Below are 26,658 nucleotides of genomic sequence, written 5' to 3'. Positions count from 1 at the left end.
TGTACAACCTCGCCCTCGCCGGATAGGCCAGCGGATCGCACCGCGACCGACCCTGCCCAGGGCGACTCGAAGATCATTTACGGGACAAGTCTTAGGCTCCATGGTTTGGCGCGCACTGGTTCATGCAGAAAAGCCGGAATCCGCGCTTGGTGCGCAGAGACCGCGTCGGCCATGCGTGAGCAATGCTGCCCTTGGCCGCAGGGCAGTAGTCACCACCGGTAGCGGTTTGGCGCATCGGCCGGGGCTGCAGAGAGCCGGCGATGTCGTCCTCGCCGATCGAAGCCCGTGCGCCGATGTTGGCGTGCCAGACTGCCCGCCGGTCGTTGTACCGCAGGCGGCAGACCGGCCAGCTTGGCGATGGTCAGCTGCTCGGGCTGCGTACGTGCCGGTCCGTTGACCTCCTGCAGCCAGCCGGCAAGCCGGGTGGGGCTGTACTGGCGGTCATCTCCCTCGAAGACCTCGGCGGCCTGCGTACTCACCGGATCTCCCAGACATCGCGGTAGTAGTCGGTCTCGTCGGCTGCGGGCGCGCTCTCCTCGCCTGGGAAGGCGGCTTCCAGCTCGGTGTCCTCGTCATTGTCTCCGCCGGGGACCGGCTCGCCGTCACCGACCGAGCGAACTTCCTCGTCTCCGAAATCCGTCTTGTCTGCCCCGGGCCCGCCCATGGCCGCGAGCCGCCGAAGGGACGGAAGAGAGGCGACCGTGTCTTTCGCCGGCAGGTCCTCGCCTGCCCTGGCCAGCCGCAGCCGTTCCTGCGACAGCCCTAGCGCCATGCGGCGTTCGGTCCGGTCCCGGGGCCCCACGACGCTGCGATGTCACGCAACCTGGAGCGCTCGGCCCCGGCGAGTGCAGGGGACAGGCGAGGTGAATTCGCGAAGACGACGACGGCATCGGGCGCAAGCCGTGCGCTCCTAAGAGGTACGGGCGTGTGTCAGGGCTGTCCAGCCGTCCAGCCTGTGCTGTGTTGGGTGTATGAGCCCGATTGAAATCCGCGTCCACGGCGTCGGCGATCACGGTCCCCTGAGCGCATTGGGCAGTGTGGGCCTTGAACCGTCGGCGCGGCCCCACAGGGGCATCGAGTCCTACGTTGTGCCCAACACCCCGGCTCATGACCTCGCCCTCGTCAACTGGTCGCGGACCTCGCGCGGCGTCGCCGGCTTCCTCTGGTACCTCGCCATCCCCTTCACCCTTCTGAACGTCGTCGGTTACATGAAACCCGCCGGACGGTGGCGCGACTGCTACACAGCCGTCACTCACCTGGCGTGCGTGTTGGCCACCGTGGTGCTGACGGCATGGCTGATCGTCATCACGGAGACGGTGCTGGAGTACGTACCGGGCCTGGCCGGCGAGGCGCTCCTGGCGGAGGCGCTGTCCGCGTGGCTTCCGGCTGCGGCCGTCGCCGTGGCGATCCTGTGCCGGACCTGGCTGCGGCCGGAACGTAGGATCCCCCCGGTCCTCGCGTGCGCCCACGCGCTGTTCGCCCTGGTCGTGGCCGCGGTCGTGTTCGGGTGCAAGCCAGCCCGGATGGAGCGCAGCAGCTGGCCCAACAGCTTCGGCTACGGCGGCGACGTACCCGCTGCGGCACTCGGGACAGGCGCCGATCCACGCGCCGACGCGATGATGCTCTTCGTACTTGGCTCCACCTTCATCGCCCTGGTCCTCGCCTGGGCACTGTGGAACTCGGCAGCCGCAGTCGTAACGATGCTCGTCTTCCTCGTACTCCACGCGACCGGCGCGATTCTTCGGCTCGGCGCCGGGTGGCTGATGGCGTACCTGGAGTACATCGGGGCCGTCGTCGACCGGAGCTCAGGCATGGCAGCTTCGTCCCACCTGCTCAGGGCGGCCGACCCCGAAGGGGACCGGGTCCTGCTTCTCGACCTCGTGCCCATCGTCGCGTGTGCCGCGATCGGGGGCTTCGCCGTGGCGTTCGCGTTCACGGCCTTCACCTCTAAGTGGAAGGACGCAGCCGAGAGGGAGGAGAACCATGCCTACCGGCTTCGGAGTTTCGTCCACCTCGTCGTGACCGCGCTGCCGCAGTTGATCCGGCGTGCCCTCGGCGCGGCTGTCGTCGTCTACGCCGCCCTGGCGGCCGTGGTCTGGGTGGTGGCCATCCTCACGAGCTGGAGCGGCTGGCCGCTGACCGTGGCACTGGTCCTCACACACGCCACCGTCGCCGGAGTGCTCGTGTTCGTCATCATGCGCGGAAGGCTCTCGGCGGTTCCCAAGGTCTTCGGCACGATCGCCGATGTCGCCGGCTTCTGGCCGGTCCGGTACCACCCGCTGGCGGGCAGCTCCTACCGCGACGAGGTCGTGGACGGGCTGCAAGGTGAACTCGAATGCCACCGGGAGGATCGCGTCGTCCTGTTCGCCCACAGCCAGGGTTCGGTCCTGGGCACCTGGTTGCTGGCCAATGAGAAGGTCCCCGAGAATCTCCGGGACGCGGCGGGGCACCTCGCCATGGAAGGGCCGTCATCGCTGCCGCTGAAGGAGAACCTCCATCTCCTCACGTGTGGATCCCCGCTGAAGTCCCTGTACCGGGGCTTCTTCCCGTCCTACTTCCACGACTGGTTCTTCCTCCGCGCCTCGGAGAGAACCGCCGGATGGCTCAACGCCTGGCGGGAGACGGACCCGATTGCGACGGCGATGCCGCAAGCGGTGAGCGATCAGGTGCATAACGAGCAGGTCGCCGAAGTGAATCTCGGCCGCTTGCGTGCCCACAGTGACTACTGGATCGAGGACGTGCCGACAACCTGGATTCAAGCGGCGCTCGCACCGCCCGGTGGAGCCACACCGTGACCGGACTGCGTCGGCACAGCCGCCCGGGGCGCGATCCGCATCCGTAAGCCGTCCCACATCACGGTCTCTGCGGGCCCAGCCTCCCCGTCGGCCCAGGTGTATTGATCACGAGCGCTGTTGACACTGGTCTGGTCTTGAACATGACGAAGACCTCCGGTGTGGTGGGAGCTGCGGCACGGAGCCCCCGGCGTGCCCCTCTCCGAAAGACCGCAAGAGATCGACAACGACAGCTACGGACTGTAACGAATGCGCACTGATCCCTGGATTTGCGCACGTCTTGCGGCAGCCGCCGCGGGACGCGGAAGCCAGGGATGGATGCCGCACCTCGAATTGCAGCCCCCTGAGGGTCCTCGTAGCCTACCCACAGAGGGTCCAAATCTGTCTACTTACATTAGACAAGGCTGTCTAGTATGCTTAGCCAACGACGATGAGACGCAGCGCACTCCTCGCGGAACTGAAGCTGATCGCCGAGAAGAAGGACCTCGACCTGATCCGCGTCCGGGTGGGCCCCAACACTGCCCTCTATGTACTAGGCACGGTGCAGCTCACCGTGCCTCGCCGGGCAGAGATCAACGACATCACTGCTGCGAGGATCATCGAGGAGGCGAGCCGCGCATGAGCTTTTACCGTGCTCTGGCCATTCGCGCCGGGAAGTGGTGGGCCGTTGACGTGCCCGAGGTTCCCGGAGTACACACTCAGGGTCTCAACCTTATCGAGGCGGCCAAGATGGCGCGCGAGGCTGTCGCGCTAACGTTCGACATCTCTGTCGACAAGGTCGAGATCGAGCTTGAGGCGGAGCTGCCGGAGGAAGCCGCAGCGGCGGTGCGTGGGTTCGAGCGTGCCCGGGCTGCGCGGCAGGCAGCCGAGGAAGCGGAGCGTACCGCCCAGCAGGAAGCTGCTCGGTCGCTGATTCGGGCGGGTCTGACCGTGCGGGACGCCGGCGCTGTGCTCGGTGTTTCACATCAGCGCATCGCGCAGCTTGCCCCAGCTGGCGGAAAAGATCGGCCCGGGACGAAACCGCCGGCAAAAGAAGGAGGCACGGTAGGCCAACGGAGAAGGTCGAGCCGTCCAGCGATCGCTCGCATCACAGTGGCAGATCCTCGCATGCATGGCGTCGAGGTGCTCAAGGAGGCCGCCGAAAGGGCTGCGCAGTACTCGCAGCCGCGCGTCAGTCAACGAGCCTGATCCGCGCGGGGTCTCCAGCGCCACATCAGACAGCTACACGGATTCCGCGGCGAGGTAGCGTACAACAGCAGGCATGGTCCCGCCCCCACCTCCCGCATGGCCCGCCTGCGCTCACCCCGGCTGCCGAGGCAGGCGGGTCGAACGGCCGTCCTATAGTCACTGTCTCTCTCATCTATCCAGGCGCCAGCAACGCCGAGCCCTTGCTGGCCTGGGCCCGCGTGCGGACGTCGACTTTAGGGGCGTGCGCTTTACTTCATCCCTGCTGTTTGACCTGCTGAACGCCCTGCGCGATGCGGGCGGAACCGCGATCTTCGGCAATACCTTTTTCGAAGAGGCTGAGTTCAGTGACGCCAGCTTCAGTGAAGTCCAATTTGTCGGCAGCGACACTGTGTTCGCTGACGTCAAGTTTGCGGGCCGCACCAATTTTGACTTCGCTGTTTTCTCTAACGGGAATGTTTCCTTTAAGGAGGCGGAGTTTTCTGGCGGGGTAATTTTCGATGACGCACGGTTCGGTGGCGGTGATGTTGACTTCGCCGGTGCGAAATTTTCAGGGGGTGACGCCTCACTCGCCGGGGTTGATTTCGGGAATGGTGACGTCTCATTTGTAGGGGCACAATTGGATGGCGTCGTGGGCAGCTTCGACGGTGCGCAGTTCGCTGGCGGTCTTGTGGATTTCGGTGGAGTCAGCGCCACGGGGAGCAAGCTTAGCTTCGAAGGTGCGTCCTTCCGAGGTAGGTTCGAAGCGACGATGACTTGCGCCGACGTTCTATCACTTCGCGCTGCGGAGTTCAATGAACAGGTTCACTTGGATGTCGCTGCCGTTTCTCTTGCGTGCCGCGAAACACGCTTCGGTGGTCCAGCTAGAATTCGGGTCCGGTACGCGCTAGTCGACCTGTCCGATGCAGACTTTAGCCATCCGGTTACTTTGGCTGCTCATCCGACACAGTTCAGTGATAGCCAGGGGAGCCTAATGCTTGAGACGCCCCTGGCAGGTCGGGATCCCAAAGTCCGTATTACGTACTTGAACGGCGTTGACGCTGAATACTTGACGCTGACCAATGTCGACCTCTCCGGCACCGTGTTCTCTGGGGCTTCCCACCTTGATCGGCTCCATCTCTCAGGACGCGCCAACTTTCTGCGCCCTCCAGCCAATCGGAGCAGGCGAAGTGTGCTTGCCGAGGAGTACCAATGGCGGGGCTGGCAGAAAAGCGATGCAACAACGCGTGATGGCTCCGCTGCAGATCTACAGCACCTCGCTGCCCATCCTTCCGTCGACCCGGAGCTGCTGGCCTCACTGTATCGGCAGCTACGCAAAAGCCTGGAAGATGGGAAAAATGAGCCGGGAGCCGCTGACTTCTATTATGGCGAAATGGAAATGCGTCGCCGCAGTCCACACACGCCATGGGGGGAAAGTATTCTCCTGAGGGTGTATTGGTTTGTTTCTGGTTACGGACTCAGGGCCTCCCGGGCGCTAGCCTGCCTACTGGCTTCAATGCTCTTGACCATCTTGGCGCTAATGGCATGGGGCCTACCGAACAAAGCCCCAAAGCCGGAGATTACCGGGGTCCTCCCGGCTGCGGGGAAGATGCTGAACCTGAAGGTGGACACCCCTGATGTGAAGTTTCACGGTGGAGGACGGGTGTCCACTGAGCGGCTGGGCAGAGCCGTCCCAGTGGCCCTCAACTCGGTCCTCTTTCGCACCAGTGCTCAAAACCTCACCCCTATCGGGACCTATGTTGAGATGGCCAGTCGGCTAATCGAACCAATCTTCCTAGGCTTGGCTCTCCTCGCCATGCGTGGCCGCATTAAGCGTTAACCAGGCAATGACGTTGTCGGCTTCTGCTGCTTCGGCGGCGGCGTGGACGGCTGTGTGCCTTCGGAGCGAGACTGGAATGTTCTCGCGGAGGGCCAGTTGGGGATCGCTCAGCACCTTGTCCCGAAAGATCACAAGAGGTCAGTACCACAGTTGCGGTCCGGAGTCATTGCGCAATGACTCCCGGATTTGCGCATTCACTGCGCATCAGGCGCCGACATTGCGCATCGACTCGCGGATCCTAGAGGCAGGCGGTGCGGGCCGGTCAGCCGTGCCAGGAGCGCCACAAGGCCGCGTACGCGCCATCGGCCGCGACCAGCTCGTCGTGCGAGCCCAGTTCGCTGATCCGGCCTCCCTCGACCACCGCGATCACGTCCGCGTCGTGCGCGGTGTGCAGCCGGTGCGCGATCGCGATCACCGTACGGCCGTCCAGCACCCGGGCCAGCGAACGCTCCAAATGCCGCGCGGCCCGCGGGTCCAGCAGCGAGGTGGCCTCGTCCAGCACCAGTGTGTGCGGATCTGCCAGCACCAGCCGGGCCAGCGCGATCTGCTGCGCCTGCGCCGGGGTCAGCGCCGTACCGCCCGAGCCCACCTCGGTGTCCAGGCCGCTCTCCAGCGCCCGGGCCCAGCCGTCCGCGTCCACCGCGCCCAGCGCCGCCCACAGCTCGGCGTCACCGGCCCCGGTGCGCGCCAGCCGCAGGTTGTCCCGCAGCGAGCCCACGAACACGTGGTGCTCCTGGTTGACCAGCGCCACCTGCTCGCGCACCCGCTCCGCGGGCATCCGCGACAGCTGCGCCCCGCCGAGGGTGACCTCGCCGGTCCGCGGTGCGTAGATCCCCGCCAACAGCCGGCCCAGCGTGGACTTGCCCGCCCCCGAGGGGCCGACCAGCGCCATCCGGGTGCCCGGCGGCACGGACATCGACACCTGGTGCAGCACGTCCACGCCCTCCCGGTAGCCGAAGCGCACCTCGTCGGCCCGGACGTCCCGCCCCGCCGGGGAGACGCCCGCGTCACCCGCGTCCGGCTCGATCTCCCGTACGCCCACCAGGCGGGCGAGCGACACCTGGGCGACCTGCAGCTCGTCGTACCAGCGCAGGATCAGGCCGATCGGATCGACCATCATCTGCGCCAGCAGCGCACCGGTGGTCAGCTGTCCCACGGACATCCAGCCCTGGAGCACGCAGTAGCCGCCGATCATCAGCACGGAGCCGAGGATCGTCACGAAGGTGACGTTGACGACGGGGAAGAGGACCGTCCGCAGGTACAGCGTGTACCGCTCCCACGCCGTCCACTCCTTGATCCGCCGCTCCGACAGGGCGATCCGGCCCGGCCCGAGGCGGTGCGCCTCGACCGTGCGTCCGGCGTCCACCGTCTCGGTGAGCACGGCCGCGACCGCCGCGTACCCGGCCGCCTCCGAGCGGTACGCCGACGGCGCCCGCCGGAAGTACCAGCGGCAGCCGGTCACCAGCACCGGCAGCGCCACCAGCGAGGCCAGGGCCAGCGGCGGCGCGGTCACCGTGAGCGCCCCGAAGAGCAGCCCGATCCAGACCACGCCGATGGCCAGCTGCGGCACGGCCTCGCGCATCGCGTTGGCCAGCCGGTCGATGTCGGTGGTGATGCGCGACAGCAGGTCACCGGTGCCGGCCCGCTCCAGCACGCCCGGGGGCAGGCCCACGGACCGCACCAGGAAGTCCTCGCGCAGATCGGCCAGCATCTCCTCGCCGAGCATCGCGCCGCGCAGCCGGACCAGCCGCACGAAGAACGTCTGGACCACGAGGGCCAGCGCGAACAGCAGGGCCACGCGCCCCAGATGGAGCTCACGGGCCCCCGCCGCCAGCTGGTCCACGACCCGGCCCAGCAGGTACGGGCCGACCATGGAGGCGGTCACCGCGGCCGCGTTGACCGTCACCAGCACCACGAAGGCCCGCCGGTGGCGGCGCAGCAGGCCGCGCACATAGCCCCGTACGGTCGCCGTCGTGCCCACGGGCAGGGTGGCGGCCGATGCGGGGGCCGCCGGGTCGTATTGCGGCGGCGCCACGCCGATCATGCAGATTCCTCGATCTCTGTGAGTACGTCTTCCAGCCGGGTCAGCTCCAGCCGGGCCACCCGCTGTTCCTCGTCGGTCTCGCGGGTGACGACCGCCCTGTAGAGCGGTTCGCCGTGCAGCAGTTCGCGGTGCGTACCGGTCGCGGCGACCGCGCCCTCGTGGATCAGGACCACCCGGTCCGCGCGGTCCAGGAGCAGCGGCGAGGAGGCCAGCACCACCGTCGTGCGCCCGGCGCGCAGGGTGGTGATCCCGTCCGCGATCCGCGCCTCGGTGTGCGAGTCGACCGCCGAGGTCGGCTCGTCCAGGACCAGCACCTCCGGGTCGGTGGCCAGGGACCGGGCCAGCGCGAGCCGCTGGCGCTGCCCGCCGGAGAGGGACCGGCCGCGCTCGGTGATCCGCGCGTCCATCGGGTCCTCCACCCCGTCCGGCGCCGACTGCAGCAGCGCGTCCAGGACGTCCGCGCACTGGGCGGCGGCCAGCGCCGCCCCGGGCTCGACCGCTCCGGACGCCGGTACGGCGAACAGTTCGCGCAGCGTCCCGGACAGCAGCACCGGGTCCTTGTCCTGTACGAGGACCAGCGTGCGCGCGGTGTCCAGCGCCAGCTCGTCCAGCGCGACCCCGCCCAGCAGCACCGAGACCCGCTCGGCAGCCGGGCCGTCGTCCGCCGGATGCCCGCCGAGGCGCTCGGCGAGCCGCCCCGCCAGGTCCGGATCCCCGCACACCACGGCGGTGAACCGGCCCGCCGGGGCCAGCAGCCCCGTCGCGGGGTCGTACAGGTCCCCGCCCGGGGCCGGAGCCCGCGGGATCCCGGCGTCGGGTGCCTCCGGCTCGGGGGCGTCCGTACGCGTCAGCGACAGCACCCGCGCGGCCCGCGCGGCGGAGGGCCGGGAGAAGGAGTACGCCATGGCGATCTCCTCGAAGTGCCGCAGCGGGTAGAGCATCGTGGCCACCGCGCTGAAGGCGGCGACGAGTTCACCGACCTCCAGCCGGCCGTCCAGCACGAGCACGGAGCCGTACCAGACCACGGTGATCAGCAGGGCGCCCGGGAGCAGTACCTGGATCGCGGAGATCAGCGCCCACATCCGGGCGCTGCGCACGGCCGCCTTGCGGACCTCCTGCGAGGCCTCGCGGTAGCGGCCCAGGAACAGCTCCTCGCCGCCGATGCCGCGCAGCACCCGCAGGCCGGCGACGGTGTCGGAGGCGAGTTCGGTGGCCTTGCCGGCCTTCTCGCGCTGCACGTCGGCGCGCCGGGTGGCGCGCGGCAGCAGCGGCAGCACGGAAAGCGCCAGCACGGGGACGCAGATCGCGACGACCACGCCGATGGCGGGCGCGTAGAACAGCAGGCCGACGCAGATGGCGACGACGGAGAAGGCGGCGGCGAGGAAGCGGGAGACCGCCTCGACGAACCAGCCGATCTTCTCCACGTCGCCCGTGGAGACCGCGACCACTTCGCCCGCCGCGACCCGCCGGGTCAGGGCCGAGCCCAGTTCGGCGGTCTTGCGGGCGAGCAGCTGCTGCACCCGCGCGGCGGCGGTGATCCAGTTGGTGACGGCGGTCCGGTGGAGCATCGCGTCGCCGACCGAGATGGCGACGCCGATCAGTACCAGCAGCACCCCGACCAGCAGCAGCCGGGTGCCGTCGCGCCGGACGACCGCGTCGACGCCCAGGCCCACCACGTACGGCAGCCCGGCGACGCCGCAGAAGTGCACCAGTCCCCAGCACAGGCTCCTGGCCTGTCCGCCGAGTTGGCCGCGCCCCAGCCACACGAGGAAGCGCGGGCCTGAACGGGCGTCGGGTACCCCGGGATCCGGATACGGAAGATCGCTGATCTGCATGACGCCCCATGACTGGTCGAGTGGTCCAAACCGTGCAAGGTTCGCCTTCCGGACCGGTTCCGGGCAATCGATTTTGCGTTGGCCAAGGCCCTACGCAGCGGGGTGTGCGGCGCGTCCGGCCGCGGACCGCCCGGTCAAGGACGGGTCGCCCACTCCAGCTCCAGCAGCGCCGAGTGGTAACTGCGGCCGGTGGCCCGGTCCATGCCCACCTCGCACATCCGGTTCGCCGACAGATGCGCGTCGAACGGGCGCGAGATCACCTCCGCCGCCTCGCGCTCCGTCGCCGAGGCCGTCAGCTCCGGATGCAGCATGCCCCGGTCGCCCGCGAAGGCACAGCAGCCCGCATCGTCCGGAACCACCACCTCCGTCGCACAGGCCTCGGCCACCGCCCGCAGCTGCGCCACGTCACCCAAGTGGTGCATCGAGCAGGTCGGATGGAGCACGGCCGAGCCCACCGTGCGCCGGACCTCCAGGTGCGGCAGCAGCTCGTCCGCCGCCCACACGACGGAGTCGATGACCGTCAGCTCCGCGTGCAGCGCCCGGTTGTCGTCCGTCAGGTACGGGACCACCTCGTGCGCGATGCCCAGCGTGCACGAGGAGGCGTCGACCACCAGCGGCAGCCGCCCGCCGGCGGTCCAGCCGTAGGCGGCCTCCACGATCCGGTTGGCCATCACCCGGTTGCCGGCGTCATAGCCCTTCGAGTGCCAGATCGTCGCGCAGCAGGTGCCCGCGACGTCGCCGGGGATCCACACCGGCTTCCCGGCCCGCTCCGACACCGCCACCACGGCCTCGGGCAGTGAGGGGCCGGGCCGGCCCTGCGGGCCGCCGAAGATCCGGTTCACACAGGCCGGGTAGTACACGGCCGCCGCGCCCACCCGCTCGGTCCGGGGCAGCTTCCCGGCGGCGGCGCCGGGAAGCTGCGGCAGCCACTGCGGAACCAGGTCGGGTCGTACGGCCTTGCGCGCGAGCGCGGTGACGGCCTCCAGCAGACGGTCACCGACCCGGGCAGTGATCTTGTCGGCGGCGGCCACGGCCAGCCGGGCGGAGCCCTCCACGGCCTTGAACCGCTGCGCGGCGAGCTCGGCGGCCCGCTCCTCGCGCGGGCTGTGCCGGCGGTGGCGGAACTCCCGCATCAGCGCACCCGTGTCGATGCCGACGGGGCAGGCCAGCTTGCAGGTGGAGTCGCCCGCGCAGGTGTCCACGGCGTCGTAGCCGTAGGCGTCGAGGAGTCCGTCCAGCACCCGGGAGCCCGGTTGCTGGCGCATCATCTCCCGGCGCAGCACGATCCGTTGGCGCGGCGTGGTCGTCAGGTCCTCGCTGGGGCAGGTCGGTTCGCAGAACCCGCACTCGATGCAGGGGTCGGCCACCGCCTCCACCCGCGGGATCGTCTTGAGCCCGCGCAGATGGGCCGCCGGGTCGCGGTCGAGGAGGATGCGCGGGGCGAGCAGCCCGTCCGGGTCGACGACCCGCTTCGTCCGCCACATCAGCTCGGTGGCCCGGGGCCCCCACTCCAGTTCCAGGAAGGGGGCCATGTTGCGGCCGGTGGAGTGCTCGGCCTTCAGCGAGCCGTCGAACCGCTCCACCGTCAGCCGGCAGAAGGCGTCCATGAAGGCCCCGTACCGCTCGACGTCGGCGGGCTTCGCCGCGTCGAAGGCGAGCAGGAAGTGCAGGTTGCCGTGGGCCGCGTGGCCGGCGACGGCAGCGTCGAAGCCGTGCTCGGTCTGGAGCGAGAGGAGCGCCTCGCAGGCCTCGGCCAGCCGGGAGGGCGGCACCGCGAAGTCCTCGGTGATCAGGGTGGTGCCGGGGGCGCGGGCTCCGCCGACGGCGGTGACGAAGGCCTTGCGGGCCTTCCAGTACCCGTTGATCGTCCTCGCGTCGCGGGTGAACGCGTTGGTGATCGAGGCCACCGGAGCGACCAGGTCCAGCCCGGCGAGGACCTCGGCGGCGCGGCGTTCGTACTCCACGCGGCCCGCCTCGTCCGGCGCGCGGAACTCCACCAGCAGGGCGGTGGTGTCCTTCGGCAGCCCGGCCCAGTCGGCGGGGACGCCCTCGACGCTGACCGAGGCGCGCAGGGTGTTGCCGTCCATCACCTCCACGGCGAGGGCGCCCGCCTCGTTGAACCGCGGTACGGCAGCCGCCGCGGCGGGCAGCGAGGGGAAGAAGAGCAGCGCGCTGGTGAGCTCGCGGTCCAGCGGCACGGTGTCGAAGACGACCTCGGAGATGAACCCGAGCGTGCCCTCCGAGCCGACCATCAGGCCGCGCAGGATCTCGACGGGGGTGGCGCCGTCCAGGTACGCGTCGAGGCGGTAGCCGGTGGTGTTCTTGATCTCGTACTTGGCCCGGATCCGCGCGACGAGCTCCGGGTCGGCCTCGATCTCGCGCCTGATCTCCATCAGCCCGCGGCACAGCGCCGGTTCCGCGTGCGCCAGTTCCTCGTCCGCCAGGGGATCGGCGGTGTCCACGACGGTCCCGCCGGGCAGCACGAAGGTCAGCGAGGAGAGGGTGCGGTACGAGTTCCTCGTGGTCCCCGCCGTCATGCCGGACGCGTTGTTGGCGACGACCCCGCCGAGCGTGCAGGCGATGGCGCTCGCTGGGTCGGGGCCGAGGACGCGGCCGTGCCGGGCGAGGGCGGCATTGGCCCGCGCCACGGTGGTGCCGGGCCGGATCCGGGCGCGGCGGCCCTCCTCCAGCACCTCGATGCCGGCCCAGTGGCGGCGTACGTCGACCAGGATGTCCTCGCCCTGGGCCTGGCCGTTCAGCGAGGTCCCGGCGGCGCGGAAGACGACCTCGCGCCCGCGGCCGTGTGCGTACGAGAGGACCGCGGAGACGTCGTCGATGTCCTCGGCGATCACCACCACCTGCGGCACGAACCGGTACGGCGAGGCGTCGGAGGCGTAGCGGACCAGGTCGGAGATCTTCCACAGCACCTTTTCGGCGCCCAGCAGCGCCGTCAGCTCGGTGCGCAGCGGCTCAGGGGTGCCGGCGCCGCGGTGGTCGGGGACCCGGTCGGGGGCGGGGCCGCCGACGCTGTGCGGCCGCAGGGCGCCGGGCTTCGGTTCCAGCAGCGGCATGCGTGACCCTCGCTTACTCGTTCGGCCCAGTCCGAGGAACTCTCTGCGGCCCCGGGGCGGCCCTCTCAGCAGCCGTGCTCCAGTGGGGCGTCCGTCAGAGCGTTCAGCAGGCCGCCGAGCACCTCGCGCTGCTCGGCGGTCAACGGAGCCAGGATCTCCTCTGCCGCGCCGGTTCGCGCGCTGCGCAGGCGGCGCAGCGTGGCGCGGCCCGTGTCGGTCAGCTCGATCCTTATGACCCGCCGGTTCGCCGGATCGGGCGCGCGGCGTACGCATCCGGCGGCCTCCAGGCCGTCCACCAGCGTGGTCACGGCCCGGGGCACGACTTCCAGGCGGGCGGCGAGGTCCGCCATCCGGGGCGGCCGGTCGCCGTCGTAGTGCGAGACGAGGCGCAGCAGCCGGCTCTGGGCGGGGGTGATGCCGAGCGGTTCCAGGTGGTGCTTCTGGATCCGGTGGAGCCGGCGGGTCAGCCGCAGCAGCTGCTCGGCGAGCACGCCGTCCGTGCTGTCGGTTTCGGAAGCGGTCCTCATACTGGGAAACAGTACCAGGACCACATTCATTGTGAGTATAGGTAACAATGAGCTATGCTCATTTGAGTCTCGTAGTTCTTGTACTCAGTCAGGTCTCGCCAGAAGGAGGCCCATGCGCCCCGAAGAGCCGAAATGGATCCCATCGAAAGAAGCCCTCGATCCCAACCGCCCCGCCCCCGCGGAGCAGCCGCGCGAGCTGCGCCGGATCGTGGGCCTGTTCCGCCCCTACCGCGGCCGCCTCGCCGTCGTGGGGCTGCTCGTCTGTGCCTCCTCGCTGGTCGCGGTGGCCTCGCCGTTCCTGCTGAAAGAGATCCTGGACGTCGCCATCCCGCAGGGGCGCACCGGGCTGCTGAGCCTGCTCGCGCTCGGCATGATCCTCACCGCCGTCGTCACCAGCGTCTTCGGCGTGCTCCAGACCCTGATCTCCACCACCGTCGGCCAGCGCGTCATGCACGACCTGCGCACCGCCGTGTACGCCCAGCTCCAGCGGATGCCGCTGGCCTTCTTCACCCGCACCCGGACCGGTGAGGTGCAGTCCCGCATAGCCAACGACATCGGTGGCATGCAGGCGACCGTCACCTCCACCGCGACCTCGCTCGTCTCCAACCTGACGGCCGTGATCGCCTCGATCGTCGCGATGCTCGCGCTCGACTGGCGGCTCACCCTCGTCTCGCTGCTCCTGCTGCCCCTGTTCGTGTGGATCAGCCGGCGCGTGGGCCGCGAGCGCAAGAAGATCACCCTGCAGCGTCAGAAGCAGATGGCGGCCATGGCCGCGACGGTCACCGAGTCGCTGTCGGTGAGCGGCATCCTGCTCGGCCGCACCATGGGCCGCGCCGATTCGCTGACCCGGTCCTTCTCCGACGAGTCCGAGAAGCTCGTCGACCTCGAGGTGCGCTCCAGCATGGCCGGGCGCTGGCGGATGTCGACCATCGGCATCGTCATGGCCGCCATGCCCGCGCTCATCTACTGGGCCGCCGGCATAACCCTCCAGCCGGGCGCCCCCTCGCTGTCGGTCGGCACCCTCGTCGCCTTCGTCACCCTCCAGCAGGGCCTGTTCCGGCCCGCCGTGAGCCTGCTGTCGACCGGCGTGCAGATCCAGACCTCGCTCGCCCTGTTCGGACGCATCTTCGAGTACCTCGACCTGCCGGTGGACATCACCGAGCGCGCGGACGCGGTACGCCTGGACCGGGCCCGGGGCGAGATCCGGCTGGAGGACGTGCACTTCGCGTACGAGGCCAAGCACGGGCCCACGCTGACGGGGATCGACATCACCGTCCCGGCCGGCGGCTCGCTCGCCGTGGTCGGCCCGACCGGCTCCGGCAAGAGCACGCTGAGCTACCTCGTGCCCCGGCTCTACGATGTGACCGGCGGCCGGGTCGCCCTCGACGGGGTGGACGTCCGCGATCTCGACTTCGACTCGCTGGCCCGCTCCATCGGCGTGGTCTCCCAGGAGACCTACCTGTTCCACGCCTCGGTCGCCGACAACCTCCGCTTCGCCAAGCCGGACGCCACCGACGAGGAGATAGCAGAGGCGGCCCGCGCGGCCCAGATCCACGAGCACATCGAGTCCCTGCCCGACGGGTACGACACCCTGGTCGGCGAGCGCGGCTACCGCTTCTCCGGAGGCGAGAAGCAGCGCCTCGCCATCGCCCGCACCATCTTGCGCGACCCGCCGGTGCTCATCCTCGACGAGGCCACCAGCGCGCTCGACACCCGCACCGAGCATGCCGTGCAGCGGGCCATCGACAACCTGTCCCAAGGCCGCACCACGATCACCATCGCGCACCGGCTCTCCACCGTCCGCGACGCCGACCAGATCGTCGTCCTGGACAAGGGCCGTATCGCCGAGCGCGGTACGCACGAGGAGCTGCTGGAGGCGGACGGCCGGTATGCGGCCCTGGTCCGCCGGGACCGGGAAGCCGCGCTCGTGCCCGAGAAGGTCGCGCAACCCGCACCGGTAAACGTGTGATCGTATGACCGGCGTGCGAGTGTGGTGCCGTAAATATGGCGTTTCGCGGGTTAGCGTGCCCGCATGCGCCATGAGTACCAGCCGCCACGGCGTCGCTCCCGGCTCACTCGCCGGGGCCGTCTGGCGCTCTTCCTCGGCATGATGCTCGCCATCGGTGCGGCCGCTCTGTTTCCGCTGCTGCGGAACGGGGACGCCCCCGAGAAGCCGCGCCAGTTGACCATCCCGGAGGGCTGGCGGGCACCCCAGGTGTACGCCGCGATCGACCGTGAGCTGAAGCTCCCGGCCGGCTCCACCAAGGCGGCGGTTCCCACGGCCGGACTGGCCCTGCCCACGGAGGCGAAGGGCAATCCGGAGGGCTTCCTGTTCCCGGCGACGTATCCGGTGACCTCCAAGTCCACGCCGGCCGCCCTGCTCGCGTACATGGTGGACACGGCCAACCGGAAGCTGGCGGCCAAGGCCGTCGCCGACGGCTCCAAGGCGCACGGGATGACCCCGTATCAGACGGCCACGCTCGCCAGCATCATCGAGGCGGAAGCCGAATCGCGCAGCGACCGGGGCAAGGTCGCCCGGGTGGTGCACAACCGGCTGGCGCGGTCGATGCCGCTTCAGATGGACTCCACCATCAACTACGCGCTGGGCCGCAGCACGGTGGACACCAAGCTGAGCGAAACGCGGATCGACAGCCCCTTCAACACCTACGAGCGCCAAGGGCTCCCGCCGACGCCGATCGACAGCCCGGGCCTTGAGGCCATGACCGCGGCCGTCGCGCCGACGCCCGGAGACTGGCTGTTCTTCGTCACCGTGAAGCCGGGGGACACCCGCTTCTCGGCGACGTACGAGGAGCACAGGAAGCACGTCGCCGAGTTCAACCGGATCCGGGCCGGTGCCGGTGCCGGTGCGAGTACGGGGACGGGTTCGGGGACCCGCGAGGCCGCCGCCGGGCCCGCCCGGGCGGGCTCCCGCGCCGGCTAGGCGGAGTGGACGGCGGCCGGTTCGAGGGTGCCGTCCGTGCCGCCCGTACGGTCGGTCCCGTCCGTGCCGTCCGTGCCGCCGACCAGCAGGCGGCGTATCTCACGGACCGCGGCGCCGCCGGCGCGGTTCGCGCCGATCGTCGACGCCGACGGGCCGTAGCCGACCAGGTGGATCCGCTCGTCGCGGACCGCGCGGGTGCCCTCGACCCGGATGCCACCGCCGGGCTCGCGCAGGTGCAGCGGTGCCAGGTGCTCGATGGCGGCCCGGAACCCGGTGGCCCACAGGAGCACGTCGGCCTCCGCCTGCCGCCCGTCCGCCCAGGCGATCCCCGTCGCCGTGATCCGCTCGAACATCGGCCGCCGCTCCAGCACCCCCGAGGCCAGCCCGGCCCGGACGGCCTCGTTCAGCGGGAGCCCGGTCACGCTGACCACGCTCTGCGGCGCCAGCCCCTGGCGCACCCGCTCGTCGACCAGGGCCACCGCGGCACGGCCCTCGGCCTCGCCGAAGCTCCCGTCGCGGAACACCGGGGGCCGGCGGGTCACCCACGTGGTCTCCGCCGCCACCTCGGCGATCTCCAGCAGGTGCTGTACCGCTGAGGTGCCGCCGCCCACCACGACGACCCGGGCCCCGGCGAACTCCTGGGGACCCGGGTAGTTCGCGGTATGCAGCTGTCGGCCCCGGAAGGCCTCCTGGCCCGGGTAGCGCGGCCAGAACGGCCGGTCCCAGGTCCCGGTCGCGTTGATCAGCGCCCGCGCGGTCCAGATCCCGGCCGGGGACTCCACCCGCAGCCCCCCGTCACCCCCGTCCCGTACGGCCGTGACGTGTACGGGTCGCCGTACGCGCAGCCCGAACCGCTCCTCGTACGCCGCGAAGTACTCCCCGATCACCGCCGAGGACGGCCGCAGCGGGTCGGCGTCCGTGAGCTCCATGCCGGGCAGCGCGTGCATCCCGTGCACCTTGCCGTACGTCAGCGACGGCCAGCGGAACTGCCACGCGCCGCCGGGACGCGGTGCGTGGTCGAGCACCACGTACCCGATCCCGGCCCGGGCCAGGTGGTACGCGCTGGACAACCCCGCCTGACCGCCCCCGACGACCACCACGTCGACGTCCGCCGCACCCTGCCTGAAATCGTTCACGGTTCTACCAACTCGGGGATCCGGCGAGATCTTCCCGGCCGCCCGATGGCGGAGCCCTCCCGGGGACGGGGCCGCTGGCCCGCACCCGTGCGGCAGTGGATCAACGTCGCCGACCGCGGCGACCTCGTGGCGCTGGCCAAGGAGCTCGGGCCGCGCTTCGGGGAGCGGGTGCGGGACCTGTCGGTCCACAACGGGGGCTCGGGCGCACGACGTACGGCCCTATCTGACGGCGGCACCGACCGGCCGGGCGATCGCCGGAGCCCTGACCGGCCCGGGGTGACTCCGGAGGGGTGATTCAGGCGGGGTGATTCGGGCGGGGCGATTCAGGCGGCCGGGTGCTCGCAGAGCCACTCGTAGGCCGCCTCCGCGCTGAAATCGGGCTGCCCGCCGCGGAACAGCAGGCCGGCACCGGCGAACGCCGGGTCGTTGGCGGTCGCTGCCACGTACGGGATCGCCACGCAGGCCATGCCGGCCGCGTGGGCGGCCTGCGCCCCCGGCGCCGCGTCCTCGACCACCACGCAGTCGGCGGGGTCCGCGCCGAGGCGGCGGGCCGCCTCCAGGAACACGTCGGGGGCGGGCTTGCCGTGCGCCACCTCCTCGGCGGAGACCACCGTGGTCAGCAGCGCGTCCAGGCCCGTCCCCGCCAGCACGGCGTCGATCGCCTCGCGCGAGGACCCGGACGCCACCGCCATCGGGACCCCCTCCGCGTGCAGCCGCTCCACGAACTTCCGCATCTCCGGGAAGGACTCGGTCCCGGCCCGGGCCAGCTCCAGGTAGGCGGCGTTCTGCTCGGCGAGCAGCTGTTCCACCGGGGCCTGGATCCCGTACCGGTCCCTGAGGATCTCCAGCGTCTCCAGGGTGCCGATGCCGATGAAGCGCGCGTGCTGCTCCCATGTGAAATCCGGGACCCCGTGCCGCGCCAGGGTGCGGCGCCCGGACTCGTAGTAGTTCGGCTCGCTGTCCACGAGGGTGCCGTCGAGATCGAATATGACGGAGATCATCCGCTCTGCCCGTCCTGCCGGTTACATGCCTGCCCCAGCCATCCTGTCAGGATTTGCGCGCTGCCCGTCCCACGGACTCCACCAGCGGCAGCAGCCGGTGCGCGACGCGCTCGCGCAGCGCCACCTCCGTACGGGTGCGGACCACGCCCGGCAGCCGGATCAGCTGCTGGATCACGTCCTCCAGATGCCCGTTGTCCCGGGCCGCCACCCGGGTCAGCAGGTCCCCGCCGCCGGTGATCGAAAAGGCCTCGATGATCTCGGGTACGGCGGCGAGAGCCTCGCCCACCTCGTCCAGGTGCCCCTGGGTGACCTCGATGTGCACGAACGCCAGCACCGGATGCCCGAGTGCGGCGGGGGAGAGGACGGGACCCGTTCCGGTGATCACCCCGGTGCGTTCCAGCCGGTCCAGCCGGGCCTGCAGGGTGCCGCGCGCGACCCCGAGGGTCCGGGCGTACTCGCGGACGCTGGTGCGCGGCTGTTCGATCAGCAGACGCAGGATCCGGGTGTCGAGCTCGTCCACCGCCATGCCGCGACTGTACCAATGGCCCAGTGCGGTGCCCTTCCGGCGAATGCGGCCGAGGTGCATCCGCCGTCACCGTTCCGCGGGAATCCCTTACGGGACTGCCGGGCGGACACGTTCGAGGAGCGGAGAGAGCGATGAAGGCCACCACCGGTCTGCACTGCCTGGTCACCGGGGCCAGCGGATACATCGGGGGCCGCCTCGTGCCCGAGCTCCTCGACGCCGGACACCGCGTCCGGTGCCTGGCCCGGTCCCCCGAGAAGCTGCGCGACCACCCGTGGGCCGGGGACACCGAGGTCGTCCGCGGCGACGTCGTCGACGCCGAGTCCGTCGCGACGGCCCTGCGCGGCATCGACGTCGCCTACTACCTCGTCCACGCCCTCGGAGCCGGATCCGGATTCGAGGACCGCGACCGCACGGCCGCCCGCGTCTTCGCGGAACAGGCCCGTGCGGCCGGCGTCCGCCGCATCGTCTACCTCGGCGGGCTCACCCCGGCCGGGATCCCGGTCCGCGACCTCTCCCCGCACCTGCGCTCCCGCGCCGAGGTCGGCGAGATCCTCCTCGGCTCCGGGGTGCCGGCCACCGTCCTGCGCGCCGCCGTCATCATCGGCTCCGGCTCGGCCTCCTTCGAAATGCTGCGCTACCTGACCGAACGGCTCCCCGTCATGGTCACCCCCAGCTGGGTCGGCACCCGCGTCCAGCCCATCGCGGTTCGCGACGTCCTGCGCTACCTCGTCGGCAGCGCCGCCATGCCGCCCGAGGTCAGCCGCGCCTTCGACATCGGCGGTCCCGACGTGCTCACGTACGAGGAGATGATGCGCCGCTACGCCGCCGTCGCCGCCCTGCCCCGCCGGCTCATCCTGCGTGTCCCGATGCTGACCCCGCGGCTGTCCAGCCACTGGATCGGCCTCGTCACCCCCGTGCCACGGGCCCTGGCCCGGCCGCTCGCCGAATCCCTGCGCCACGAGGTCGTGTGCGCGGAACACGACATCGCGCGCTACGTCCCCGACCCGCCCGGCGCCCCGATCGGCTTCGACCGGGCCGTGTCCCTGGCCCTGCGGCGGGTGCGCGAGGCGAACGTGACCACCCGCTGGTCCTCCGCCTCCCCGCCCGGTACGCCCAGCGACCCGCTGCCGACCGACCCCGACTGGGCGGGCGGCAGCCTCTACACCGACCGGCGCGAACGCGAGGTCGACGCCACGCCCGCCGCGCTGTGGCGGGTGGTGGAGGGCATCGGCGGGGAGAACGGCTGGTACTCGTTCCCGGCGGCCTGGGCCGTACGGGGCTGGCTCGACCGGCTCGTCGGCGGAGTCGGCATCCGGCGCGGCCGACGCGACGCGGTCCGGCTGCGGGTCGGGGATTCCCTGGACTTCTGGCGGGTGGAGGAGATCGAACCGGGCCGCCTGCTGAGGCTGCGCGCGGAGATGCGGCTGCCGGGGCTGGCCTGGCTGGAGATGTACGCGGACCCGGCCGCGCCGCCGGGCCGGGACCAGGGCGGTGCCGTCCGGGGCGCCCGGTACCGGCAGCGGGCCCTGTTCCATCCGCACGGGCTGCTCGGCCACCTCTACTGGTGGAGCGTGTCGCCGTTCCATGCCGTCGTCTTCGGCGGCATGGCCCGCAACATCGCCCGCGCCGCGCAACGCCTGGACCAGGAGGCCGCCGCGACCCGGGACCCCGCATCCGACGGGCCCGCATCCGACGGACCCGTATCCGACGGGTCCGCATCCGGCCGGCCCCGGTCCGCCGAAGTACCGGACGACAGCCGTCCCCCCGGTCCCGACGCGGAGCGAGAGAACCCATGAACGTCGCGGTGGTCCTGTACACCTCCGACCTGCGCCTGCACGACCATCCGCCGCTGCGCGCGGCCCTCTCCTCCTGCGACCGGGTGGTGCCGCTCTTCGTCCGCGACCGGGCCGTGGACGCGGCCGGCTTCGCCGCGCCCAACCGGCTGGCCTTCCTCGCCGACTGCCTGGCCGATCTCGACGCCGGACTGCGCGAGCGCGGCGGCCGCCTGGTGCTGCGTTCCGGCGACGCCGTCGCCGAAGTCCGCGCCCTCGTCCGGGAGTGCGACGCCGACGAGGTCCACATGGCGGCCGGGGTCAGCGGGTACGCCCACGCCCGCGAGGAACGGCTGCGCGCCGCCCTCGAAGCCGAGGGCGTGCGGCTCTACGTGCACGAGGCGGTGGTCACGGTCGCCGCCCCCGGGGCCGTGCTCCCCGCCGGATCCGACCACTTCGCCGTGTTCACCCCGTACTTCCGCCGCTGGTCGGAACTGCCGCCCCGCGCCGTCGCCCCCGCGCCACGCTCCGTCCGCGTGCCCGGCGGCATCGGCTCCGAGCCGCTGCCGCGCCGCGCGGACGTCACCGGGGTCTCCCCGGGCCTTGCCCGCGGCGGCGAGCGCGAAGCCCGCGACCTCCTCAGGCGCTGGCTGCGCGCGGGCCTCTCCCGCTACGCGGACTCCCACGACGACATGGCCGGCGACGCCACCTCCCGGATCTCCCCGCACCTGCACTTCGGCACGCTCTCGCCCACCGAGGCCGTCCACCGAGCCCGCGCCGCCGCCGGCCCCGCCGCGGACCCCGGAGCCGAGGCCTTCGTCCGGCAGATCTGCTGGCGCGACTTCCACCACCAAGTGCTCGCCGCCCGCCCCGAGACCGCCGTACGGGACTACCGCGACCGCCGCGACCGCTGGCGTACCGGGGCGGCCGCCGAGGAGGAGACCGAGGCCTGGAAGGAGGGCCGCACCGGCTACCCGGTGGTCGACGCGGCCATGCGCCAGCTCCGCCACGAGGGCTGGATGCACAACCGGGGCAGGCTGCTCACCGCCAGCTTCCTCACCAAGACCCTGTACGTGGACTGGCGGGTCGGCGCCCGGTACTTCCTGGACCTCCTGGTGGACGGGGACCTCGCCAACAACCAGCTCAACTGGCAGTGGGTGGCCGGGACGGGCACCGACACCCGACCCAACCGGGTCCTCAACCCGGTGCGCCAGGGCCTGCGTTACGACCCGGCGGGCCGCTTCGTGCACCGCTGGGTGCCGGAGCTCGCCGGGCTGGACGCCCCGAAGGTGCACGAGCCCTGGCGGCTGCCCGCGCCCGAGCGGGCCCGGTACGCCTACCCGGACCGGATCGTGGAACTCGCCGACGGGCTCGACCGGTTCCGGAGCGGCCGGGGAGCGCAGTGAACGGCGGGCCCGGCCCCGGAGCCCTATCGTGAGCGGGTGGACCGCGTGCCCCAGACACCACCGCCGCCCCAGACGCCACCGCCGCCCCAGACGCCACCCCACCCCCAGACACCGCCGCCGCCCCGGCCCGCCGCCGCACTGAGCACCGGCGCGGTCGCCCGCCGCCTCGGGGTCTCGCCGACGACCCTGCGATCCTGGGAGCGCCGGTACGCGATCGGCCCGGCCCGCCGGGAGCCCGGCCGGCACCGCCGCTGGACCCCGGGGGACATCGCCCGGCTGGAGCTGATGTGCCGGCTCACCGCCGACGGGGTGCCGCCGGCCGAGGCGGCCCGGGCCGCGCTCGGCGGGGCCCCCGGAGCGCGCCGCGCCGAGGCGGCGCCGTCGCCTGCTCCCGGCGGGCCCGACGCCCTGCCGCTCGGCGCTGTCCGTCCGGAGTGCCGGGGGCTCTCGCGGGCCGCCGTACGCCTGGACGCGCCGACCGTGGCGGAACTGCTGGAGGTGGCCTTGGCCGAGGACGGCCTCGTCACGGCCTGGGAGGAGGTCATCGCGCCGACCCTGCACGCCGTGGGCCGCAAATGGGCCACCGCCGGGGAGCGCTACGTGGAGGTCGAGCACCTGCTGTCCTGGCAGATCTCCGCGGCGCTGCACCGGATCCGGCCCCTGCCCGAGCCGCCCCGGAGCCCACCGGTACTCCTCGCCTGCGTCCCCGGCGAGCAGCACAGCCTGCCCATCGAGGCCCTGACCGCGGCCCTCGGCCAGCGGGGCGTGCCGGCCCGGATGTTCGGGGCCGCCCTGCCCGCCGAGGCCCTGCGCGACGCCGTGCGGCGCACCGGTCCGCGGACCGTCGTCCTGTGGGCGCAGTCCCGTACGACCGCCGACCCGGCCCTGGCCCGTTCGGTGGCCGGCATCGAGTGGGGACTGCGCGGTGCCCGGGCCCGTCCGGCGCTGCTGCTCGCCGGACCCGGCTGGGGCGCGGACGTACCGGCGCCGCGCACCGAGCGGCTGTACGGGCTGCGCTCGGGCCTCGCGGTCATCGAGTCGCTCGCGCCGCCTCGGGCAGCGACCGGCGCAGCCGGTGCAGGGCCCTTCGCATATGGCTCTTGACGGTGCCCAGGGGGAGCCCCGTGCGGTCCGCGATCTGCGTCTGGGTCAGGTCTGCGTAGAAGGCGAGGTGCAGCACCCTCCGCTGCTCGGAGGGCAGCCTGGCCAGCTCCCCGAGGACCAGCACCCGGTCCAGGACCTGCTCCGCCTCCTGCCGCGCCGGGCCTTCGGGAGGCTCGGCCGCACCGCAGGAGGCGCGCGAGGCGGCCTCGGCCGCCCGGGCCCGCCGGGTCCGCGCCTCCAGGGCGTCGGCCACCTTGTGGCGGGTGATGCCGGTGATCCAGGCCCCTAGCCCGCCGGGCCCGGGCCGGTAGCGGCGCCGGCCGTGCCAGGCGGCGAGGAACACCTGCTGGGTGACGTCCTCGGCCTCCCGCTCGTCGCCCAGGTACCGGTGGGCGAGCGAGTGCACCAGCGGCCGCCAGCGCCGGTAGACGGCCTCCATGCACCGCTCGTCGCCCGCCGCGAAACCCGCCGTGAAACCCGCCGCGGAACCCGCCGCGACGCACTCCTCGCGCTCGCTCTCGTCCATGCTCCGAGCCTCACGAGTGCGCACCCGACGAGCCACTCGCAGCGTTTGCGCATCGATTTCCCGGACCCGTACCCGAACGCGCCGTCCTGCCCCGGAACAGCAGGAATCCTCCGGCGCCGACATGCCGGAGGGTTTAGGGTCCGGAGCATGAGCGACCTGTTGCTGGTGAGGCACGGCGAGACGGCCTGGAGCGCCAACGGGCGCCACACCGGGCGGACCGACATCCCGTTGACCGCCACCGGCGTCGAGGAGGCCATCTCGCTGGCCCCGTACTTCCGTGACCGGCACTTCGCCCTGGTGCTGACCAGCCCGCTGCGCCGGGCCGTCGCCACGGCCGAACTCGCCGGACTGAGCGGCGGCGTCACCGACCCCGATCTGTACGAATGGGACTACGGCGGCTACGAGGGCATCACCACGGCCGAGATCCGGCGGACCCGGCCGCACTGGTCCCTGTGGACCGACGGCGTCCCGCCCGGCGACGCCGAACACCCCGGCGAGAACGCCGCCCAGGTCGGCGCCCGCGCGGACCGCGCCCTGGCCCGGGCGGCCGCGGTCCTAGCCGAGGACCGCGGCGATGCCGTCCTCGTCGCCCACGGCCACTTCCTGCGCGTCCTGACCGCCCGTTACCTGGGCCTGCCCCCGCAGGACGGCCGGCTCTTCCTGCTGCGCACCGGCACGGTCAGCATCCTGTCCACCGAACACGGCCTCCCGGTGATCGCGGGCTGGAACACCCACCCCTGAGTTCCGCGTCCCCGGGTCCCGCGGCCGTACACGTGGGATTCTGAGAACGTGCGAGCCCTTGGGGAACTCGAACGGGAACTCCGGACGGGCACCGGCCCGACGCCGGCGGCCGCACGACGGGCCGTCCGGACCACGCTCGCCGCCTGCACCGGTTTCTTCGTGTTCCTGTACGGATTCGACCGGCCCATCGGCGCGACCTACGCCCTCTTCTCCGCCGTCTCGCTGGCCGGGCTCGCCCGCATCCCGGGCACCGGACGGCAGCGGGCCGCCGTCATGGTCAGGCTGCTCCCGGTGGCCTGCTTCCTGGTGACCGTGGGCACCTTCCTCGCCGTACGGACCTGGAGCGCCGTCCTCGGCATGGCCGTCGTCGGCTTCTGCCTGGCCTTCTCGGCAGCGGCCGGACCCCGGCCGGCGGGCGCCGCACCCGGGCTCCAACTGCTGTACATCCTGCCGAGCTTCCCGCCGTACCTCCCGCACACCCTCGGCGAGCGGCTGGTCGGCACCCTCACAGGCCTCCTGCTGCTGATCCTCGCCGAGGCCTTGATCCTGCCCGACCCCCGTCCGGTGACGTACGCGGAGCGGGCCGCGGGCGCCACGGCCGAAGCGGCCCGGTGCGCCGCCGCGCTGGGGCAGCCGCCCCACGTACTGACCGCTCCGGCTGCCGACCGGGCCCGGGCAGCAGCCGAGGCGCTGCGCCCCTCCCGCGTCCCGGAGGCCGAACGGCCCGCCGGGCCGGGCCTGCGCGAGCGGGCCATGGCCCACACCGGGCTCGCCGCGCGCACCCTGCTCTCCCGGCTGCGGAACCTGCCCGCACCGCCGGCCGGGCGGGAGCCGAGACAGGCCGGGCTCGACCTCCTCGGCGCGGTCCGGGAATCGGCGACCGGGACCGCCACCCTGCTCCGCGACGGGCGCCCGCCCTCGGTGGACTCGGCGGAACTGCTGCGCCTGCGCGCCCGCAACGCCCGTACCCCGGCCGACCTGCCCGAGTCCCGCCGCCGGCAGGCCGCGCTGCTGGAGGTCGCGGACGCCGCCGTGGCGCTCCGCACGGCATCGGAGATCGCCGTTGAGGGGCGCGGGGCGCACCCGGACGCGGACGCGGCGGACCGGTTCTGGTACGTCCGGCTGAGCACCCCCCGCCTCTGGTGGCACCGGCTCGCCGCGCACACGGGGCCGCGCTCCGTGCACTTCCAGAACGCCGTACGGATCGCGCTGGCCCTCGCGGTGGCCCGTACCGTGGCCGGGCTCGACTCCCTCCCGCACGGCTTCTGGGCCATGCTCGCGGTCATCAGCCTCACCCGGACCACCGCCGTGCAGACCCGGGGCACCGTGCGCAGCGCGCTGATCGGCACCTGCCTGGGCGCGCTCGCCGCCGGCACGGTGCTCGCCCTGGCCCGCGAGGAGTCCACCGTGTACGCGATCGCGCTCGCGCCGCTGATGCTGCTCACGTTCACCCTCGGTCCCGTACGGGGCGTGGGCTGGGCGCAGGCGATGTTCACGCTGGTCGTCGCCGTCGTCTTCGCCCAGCTTGCGCCGGTCACCTGGCAGCTGGCCGAGGTCCGCTTCCTGGACGTGCTCATCGGCAGCGCGATCGGGATCGTGTGCGGGCTGTTCGCCTGGCCGCGCGGGGCCCAGGATGAACTGGGCCGGGCGGTGGCCGGGCTGCTGCGCGCCTGCGCCGACGACGTCGAGTCGACCACCGCCGTCGTCGCGGCGCCCGGGCGGCTCCCGGAATCCCCCGGGGACGAGGAGCACCGGGTCCGGCTCACGCTGACGATGGCGGAGTCGGCGTACGCCCAGTACCAGACCGAGACGCAGCGCCCGGTGGGGCCCGGCGCCGACTGGCAGGCCGCGGTGATGACCGGGCACCACGTGCTCTGGGGCGGCGGGCGGGTGCTGGGCAGCGCCGACGGGACGCCGCTCGCGCGCAGTGAGGCGGCGGGACTGCGGGAGTACGCGGCCCGGGTGGCGGCCGGACTGCGCCGCGCGGCGGCGGCGGCCGACGCCCCGCGCAAGACCCGGCACGGCCCGCCGGGCGGCCCCCAAGCCCTCCTTCCGGACACACTGCCCGCGCCCACCGACGCGGCGCCGCCCGATGCCGGGCCCGCGTACTTCGCCACGACGGCCTGGCTCGACTCCCTGACGTCGGACCTCCAGCTCATCGCGTCGGGCCGCGCCGCGGCCCACTCCCCGGGGTGAGCGCCGGGACCCCCGCCGTTTCCCGGCCGCCGGCGC

The 26,658-nt window shown here is 72.0% G+C and carries 22 protein-coding genes; 12 read left to right on the top strand and 10 right to left on the bottom strand.

Annotation, left to right across the window (positions count from 1 at the left end):
• Nucleotides 1-209: 209 nt before the first annotated feature.
• Both ACIQU4_RS35950 and ACIQU4_RS35945 read right to left on the bottom strand, forming a co-directional pair.
• The gene (locus tag ACIQU4_RS35950) at nucleotides 210-479 is read right to left on the bottom strand and encodes a hypothetical protein (RefSeq protein ID WP_403740029.1); all 270 of its coding nucleotides are present in this window, start codon (nucleotides 477-479) and stop codon (nucleotides 210-212) included.
• Nucleotides 476-772 carry a hypothetical protein gene (locus ACIQU4_RS35945; protein WP_403740027.1) on the bottom strand — a complete coding sequence of 99 codons (297 nt, stop codon included), beginning with the start codon at nucleotides 770-772 and terminating at the stop codon, nucleotides 476-478. Before ACIQU4_RS35945 ends, ACIQU4_RS35950 begins: the two co-directional genes overlap by 4 nt.
• A 316-nt stretch (nucleotides 773-1,088) precedes the next feature.
• Between ACIQU4_RS35945 and ACIQU4_RS35940 the strand changes: the two genes are divergently transcribed.
• The 4 genes from ACIQU4_RS35940 to ACIQU4_RS35925 all read left to right on the top strand — a co-directional run bounded on the left by ACIQU4_RS35940 (nucleotide 1,089) and on the right by ACIQU4_RS35925 (nucleotide 5,796).
• Nucleotides 1,089-2,795, top strand: coding sequence for a hypothetical protein (locus ACIQU4_RS35940; protein WP_403740024.1), 1,707 nt, complete (start codon nucleotides 1,089-1,091; stop codon nucleotides 2,793-2,795).
• Between the two features lie 427 nt (nucleotides 2,796-3,222).
• Entirely contained in the window at nucleotides 3,223-3,414 is a 192-nt protein-coding gene (locus ACIQU4_RS35935; RefSeq protein ID WP_403740021.1) for a hypothetical protein, read from the top strand.
• Nucleotides 3,411-3,980, top strand: coding sequence for a type II toxin-antitoxin system HicB family antitoxin (locus tag ACIQU4_RS35930; protein ID WP_403740019.1), 570 nt, complete (start codon nucleotides 3,411-3,413; stop codon nucleotides 3,978-3,980). Before ACIQU4_RS35935 ends, ACIQU4_RS35930 begins: the two co-directional genes overlap by 4 nt.
• Before the next feature lie 241 nt (nucleotides 3,981-4,221).
• The gene (locus ACIQU4_RS35925; RefSeq protein WP_403740016.1) at nucleotides 4,222-5,796 is read left to right on the top strand and encodes a pentapeptide repeat-containing protein; all 1,575 of its coding nucleotides are present in this window, start codon (nucleotides 4,222-4,224) and stop codon (nucleotides 5,794-5,796) included.
• 262 nt (nucleotides 5,797-6,058) lie between these two features.
• Here ACIQU4_RS35925 and ACIQU4_RS35920 read toward each other — a convergent pair whose 3' ends face one another.
• From ACIQU4_RS35920 to ACIQU4_RS35905, 4 genes are all read right to left on the bottom strand, one after another.
• On the bottom strand, nucleotides 6,059-7,840 hold the full coding sequence (locus ACIQU4_RS35920; RefSeq protein WP_403740014.1) for an ABC transporter ATP-binding protein: 1,782 nt from the start codon (nucleotides 7,838-7,840) through the stop codon (nucleotides 6,059-6,061).
• Nucleotides 7,837-9,675 carry an ABC transporter transmembrane domain-containing protein gene (locus tag ACIQU4_RS35915; protein WP_403740011.1) on the bottom strand — a complete coding sequence of 613 codons (1,839 nt, stop codon included), beginning with the start codon at nucleotides 9,673-9,675 and terminating at the stop codon, nucleotides 7,837-7,839. The genes ACIQU4_RS35920 and ACIQU4_RS35915 overlap by 4 nt, the downstream gene beginning before the upstream one ends.
• A 134-nt stretch (nucleotides 9,676-9,809) precedes the next feature.
• Nucleotides 9,810-12,746 carry an FAD-binding and (Fe-S)-binding domain-containing protein gene (locus ACIQU4_RS35910; protein WP_403740008.1) on the bottom strand — a complete coding sequence of 979 codons (2,937 nt, stop codon included), beginning with the start codon at nucleotides 12,744-12,746 and terminating at the stop codon, nucleotides 9,810-9,812.
• Between the two features lie 65 nt (nucleotides 12,747-12,811).
• Entirely contained in the window at nucleotides 12,812-13,273 is a 462-nt protein-coding gene (locus ACIQU4_RS35905) for a MarR family winged helix-turn-helix transcriptional regulator (RefSeq protein WP_403740005.1), read from the bottom strand.
• 112 nt (nucleotides 13,274-13,385) lie between these two features.
• On the opposite strand from ACIQU4_RS35905, the gene ACIQU4_RS35900 reads away from it, so the two are divergent.
• Entirely contained in the window at nucleotides 13,386-15,242 is a 1,857-nt protein-coding gene (locus tag ACIQU4_RS35900) for an ABC transporter ATP-binding protein (protein WP_403740003.1), read from the top strand.
• 63 nt (nucleotides 15,243-15,305) lie between these two features.
• Nucleotides 15,306-16,214: an endolytic transglycosylase MltG gene (gene mltG / locus ACIQU4_RS35895; RefSeq protein ID WP_403740001.1), complete on the top strand. Its 909-nt coding sequence runs from the start codon at nucleotides 15,306-15,308 to the stop codon at nucleotides 16,212-16,214.
• Here mltG and ACIQU4_RS35890 read toward each other — a convergent pair.
• Nucleotides 16,211-17,350 (bottom strand): FAD-dependent oxidoreductase, encoded by a 1,140-nt coding sequence (locus ACIQU4_RS35890; protein ID WP_403739998.1) that lies wholly within the window; start codon nucleotides 17,348-17,350, stop codon nucleotides 16,211-16,213. The genes mltG and ACIQU4_RS35890 overlap by 4 nt on opposite strands.
• Nucleotides 17,351-17,395: 45 nt before the next feature.
• Here ACIQU4_RS35890 and ACIQU4_RS35885 point away from each other — a divergent pair, with 45 nt between their 5' ends.
• A complete protein-coding gene (locus ACIQU4_RS35885) occupies nucleotides 17,396-17,644 on the top strand; it encodes a hypothetical protein (RefSeq protein ID WP_403739994.1) in 249 nt (82 codons plus the stop codon).
• 29 nt (nucleotides 17,645-17,673) lie between these two features.
• Here ACIQU4_RS35885 and ACIQU4_RS35880 read toward each other — a convergent pair whose 3' ends face one another.
• Complete coding sequence (locus tag ACIQU4_RS35880) at nucleotides 17,674-18,351, bottom strand: HAD family hydrolase (protein ID WP_403739992.1); 678 nt, start codon at nucleotides 18,349-18,351, stop codon at nucleotides 17,674-17,676.
• A gap of 46 nt (nucleotides 18,352-18,397) precedes the next feature.
• Nucleotides 18,398-18,877 carry an Lrp/AsnC family transcriptional regulator gene (locus tag ACIQU4_RS35875; protein WP_403739989.1) on the bottom strand — a complete coding sequence of 160 codons (480 nt, stop codon included), beginning with the start codon at nucleotides 18,875-18,877 and terminating at the stop codon, nucleotides 18,398-18,400.
• Between the two features lie 131 nt (nucleotides 18,878-19,008).
• Here ACIQU4_RS35875 and ACIQU4_RS35870 point away from each other — a divergent pair, with 131 nt between their 5' ends.
• The 3 genes from ACIQU4_RS35870 to ACIQU4_RS35860 all read left to right on the top strand — a co-directional run bounded on the left by ACIQU4_RS35870 (nucleotide 19,009) and on the right by ACIQU4_RS35860 (nucleotide 23,159).
• Nucleotides 19,009-20,673: an SDR family oxidoreductase gene (locus ACIQU4_RS35870; protein WP_403739986.1), complete on the top strand. Its 1,665-nt coding sequence runs from the start codon at nucleotides 19,009-19,011 to the stop codon at nucleotides 20,671-20,673.
• Nucleotides 20,670-22,055 carry a cryptochrome/photolyase family protein gene (locus tag ACIQU4_RS35865; protein ID WP_403739984.1) on the top strand — a complete coding sequence of 462 codons (1,386 nt, stop codon included), beginning with the start codon at nucleotides 20,670-20,672 and terminating at the stop codon, nucleotides 22,053-22,055. The genes ACIQU4_RS35870 and ACIQU4_RS35865 overlap by 4 nt, the downstream gene beginning before the upstream one ends.
• Before the next feature lie 138 nt (nucleotides 22,056-22,193).
• Nucleotides 22,194-23,159: a MerR family transcriptional regulator gene (locus tag ACIQU4_RS35860; RefSeq protein ID WP_403740066.1), complete on the top strand. Its 966-nt coding sequence runs from the start codon at nucleotides 22,194-22,196 to the stop codon at nucleotides 23,157-23,159.
• Here ACIQU4_RS35860 and ACIQU4_RS35855 read toward each other — a convergent pair.
• Nucleotides 23,086-23,685 (bottom strand): RNA polymerase sigma factor, encoded by a 600-nt coding sequence (locus ACIQU4_RS35855; protein ID WP_403739982.1) that lies wholly within the window; start codon nucleotides 23,683-23,685, stop codon nucleotides 23,086-23,088. The genes ACIQU4_RS35860 and ACIQU4_RS35855 overlap by 74 nt on opposite strands.
• Nucleotides 23,686-23,832: 147 nt before the next feature.
• Between ACIQU4_RS35855 and ACIQU4_RS35850 the strand changes: the two genes are divergently transcribed.
• Together ACIQU4_RS35850 and ACIQU4_RS35845 are read left to right on the top strand one after the other, a co-directional pair.
• Nucleotides 23,833-24,426 carry a histidine phosphatase family protein gene (locus ACIQU4_RS35850; protein ID WP_403739980.1) on the top strand — a complete coding sequence of 198 codons (594 nt, stop codon included), beginning with the start codon at nucleotides 23,833-23,835 and terminating at the stop codon, nucleotides 24,424-24,426.
• 48 nt (nucleotides 24,427-24,474) lie between these two features.
• Nucleotides 24,475-26,622, top strand: a complete 2,148-nt coding sequence (locus ACIQU4_RS35845; RefSeq protein WP_403739976.1) for an FUSC family protein — start codon at nucleotides 24,475-24,477, stop codon at nucleotides 26,620-26,622.
• Nucleotides 26,623-26,658 lie beyond the last annotated feature (36 nt).

This window comes from Streptomyces sp. NPDC090741 (assembly GCF_044769045.1).
GTDB lineage: Bacteria > Actinomycetota > Actinomycetes > Streptomycetales > Streptomycetaceae > Streptomyces.
This window is presented reverse-complemented; position numbering and strand designations above follow the sequence as displayed.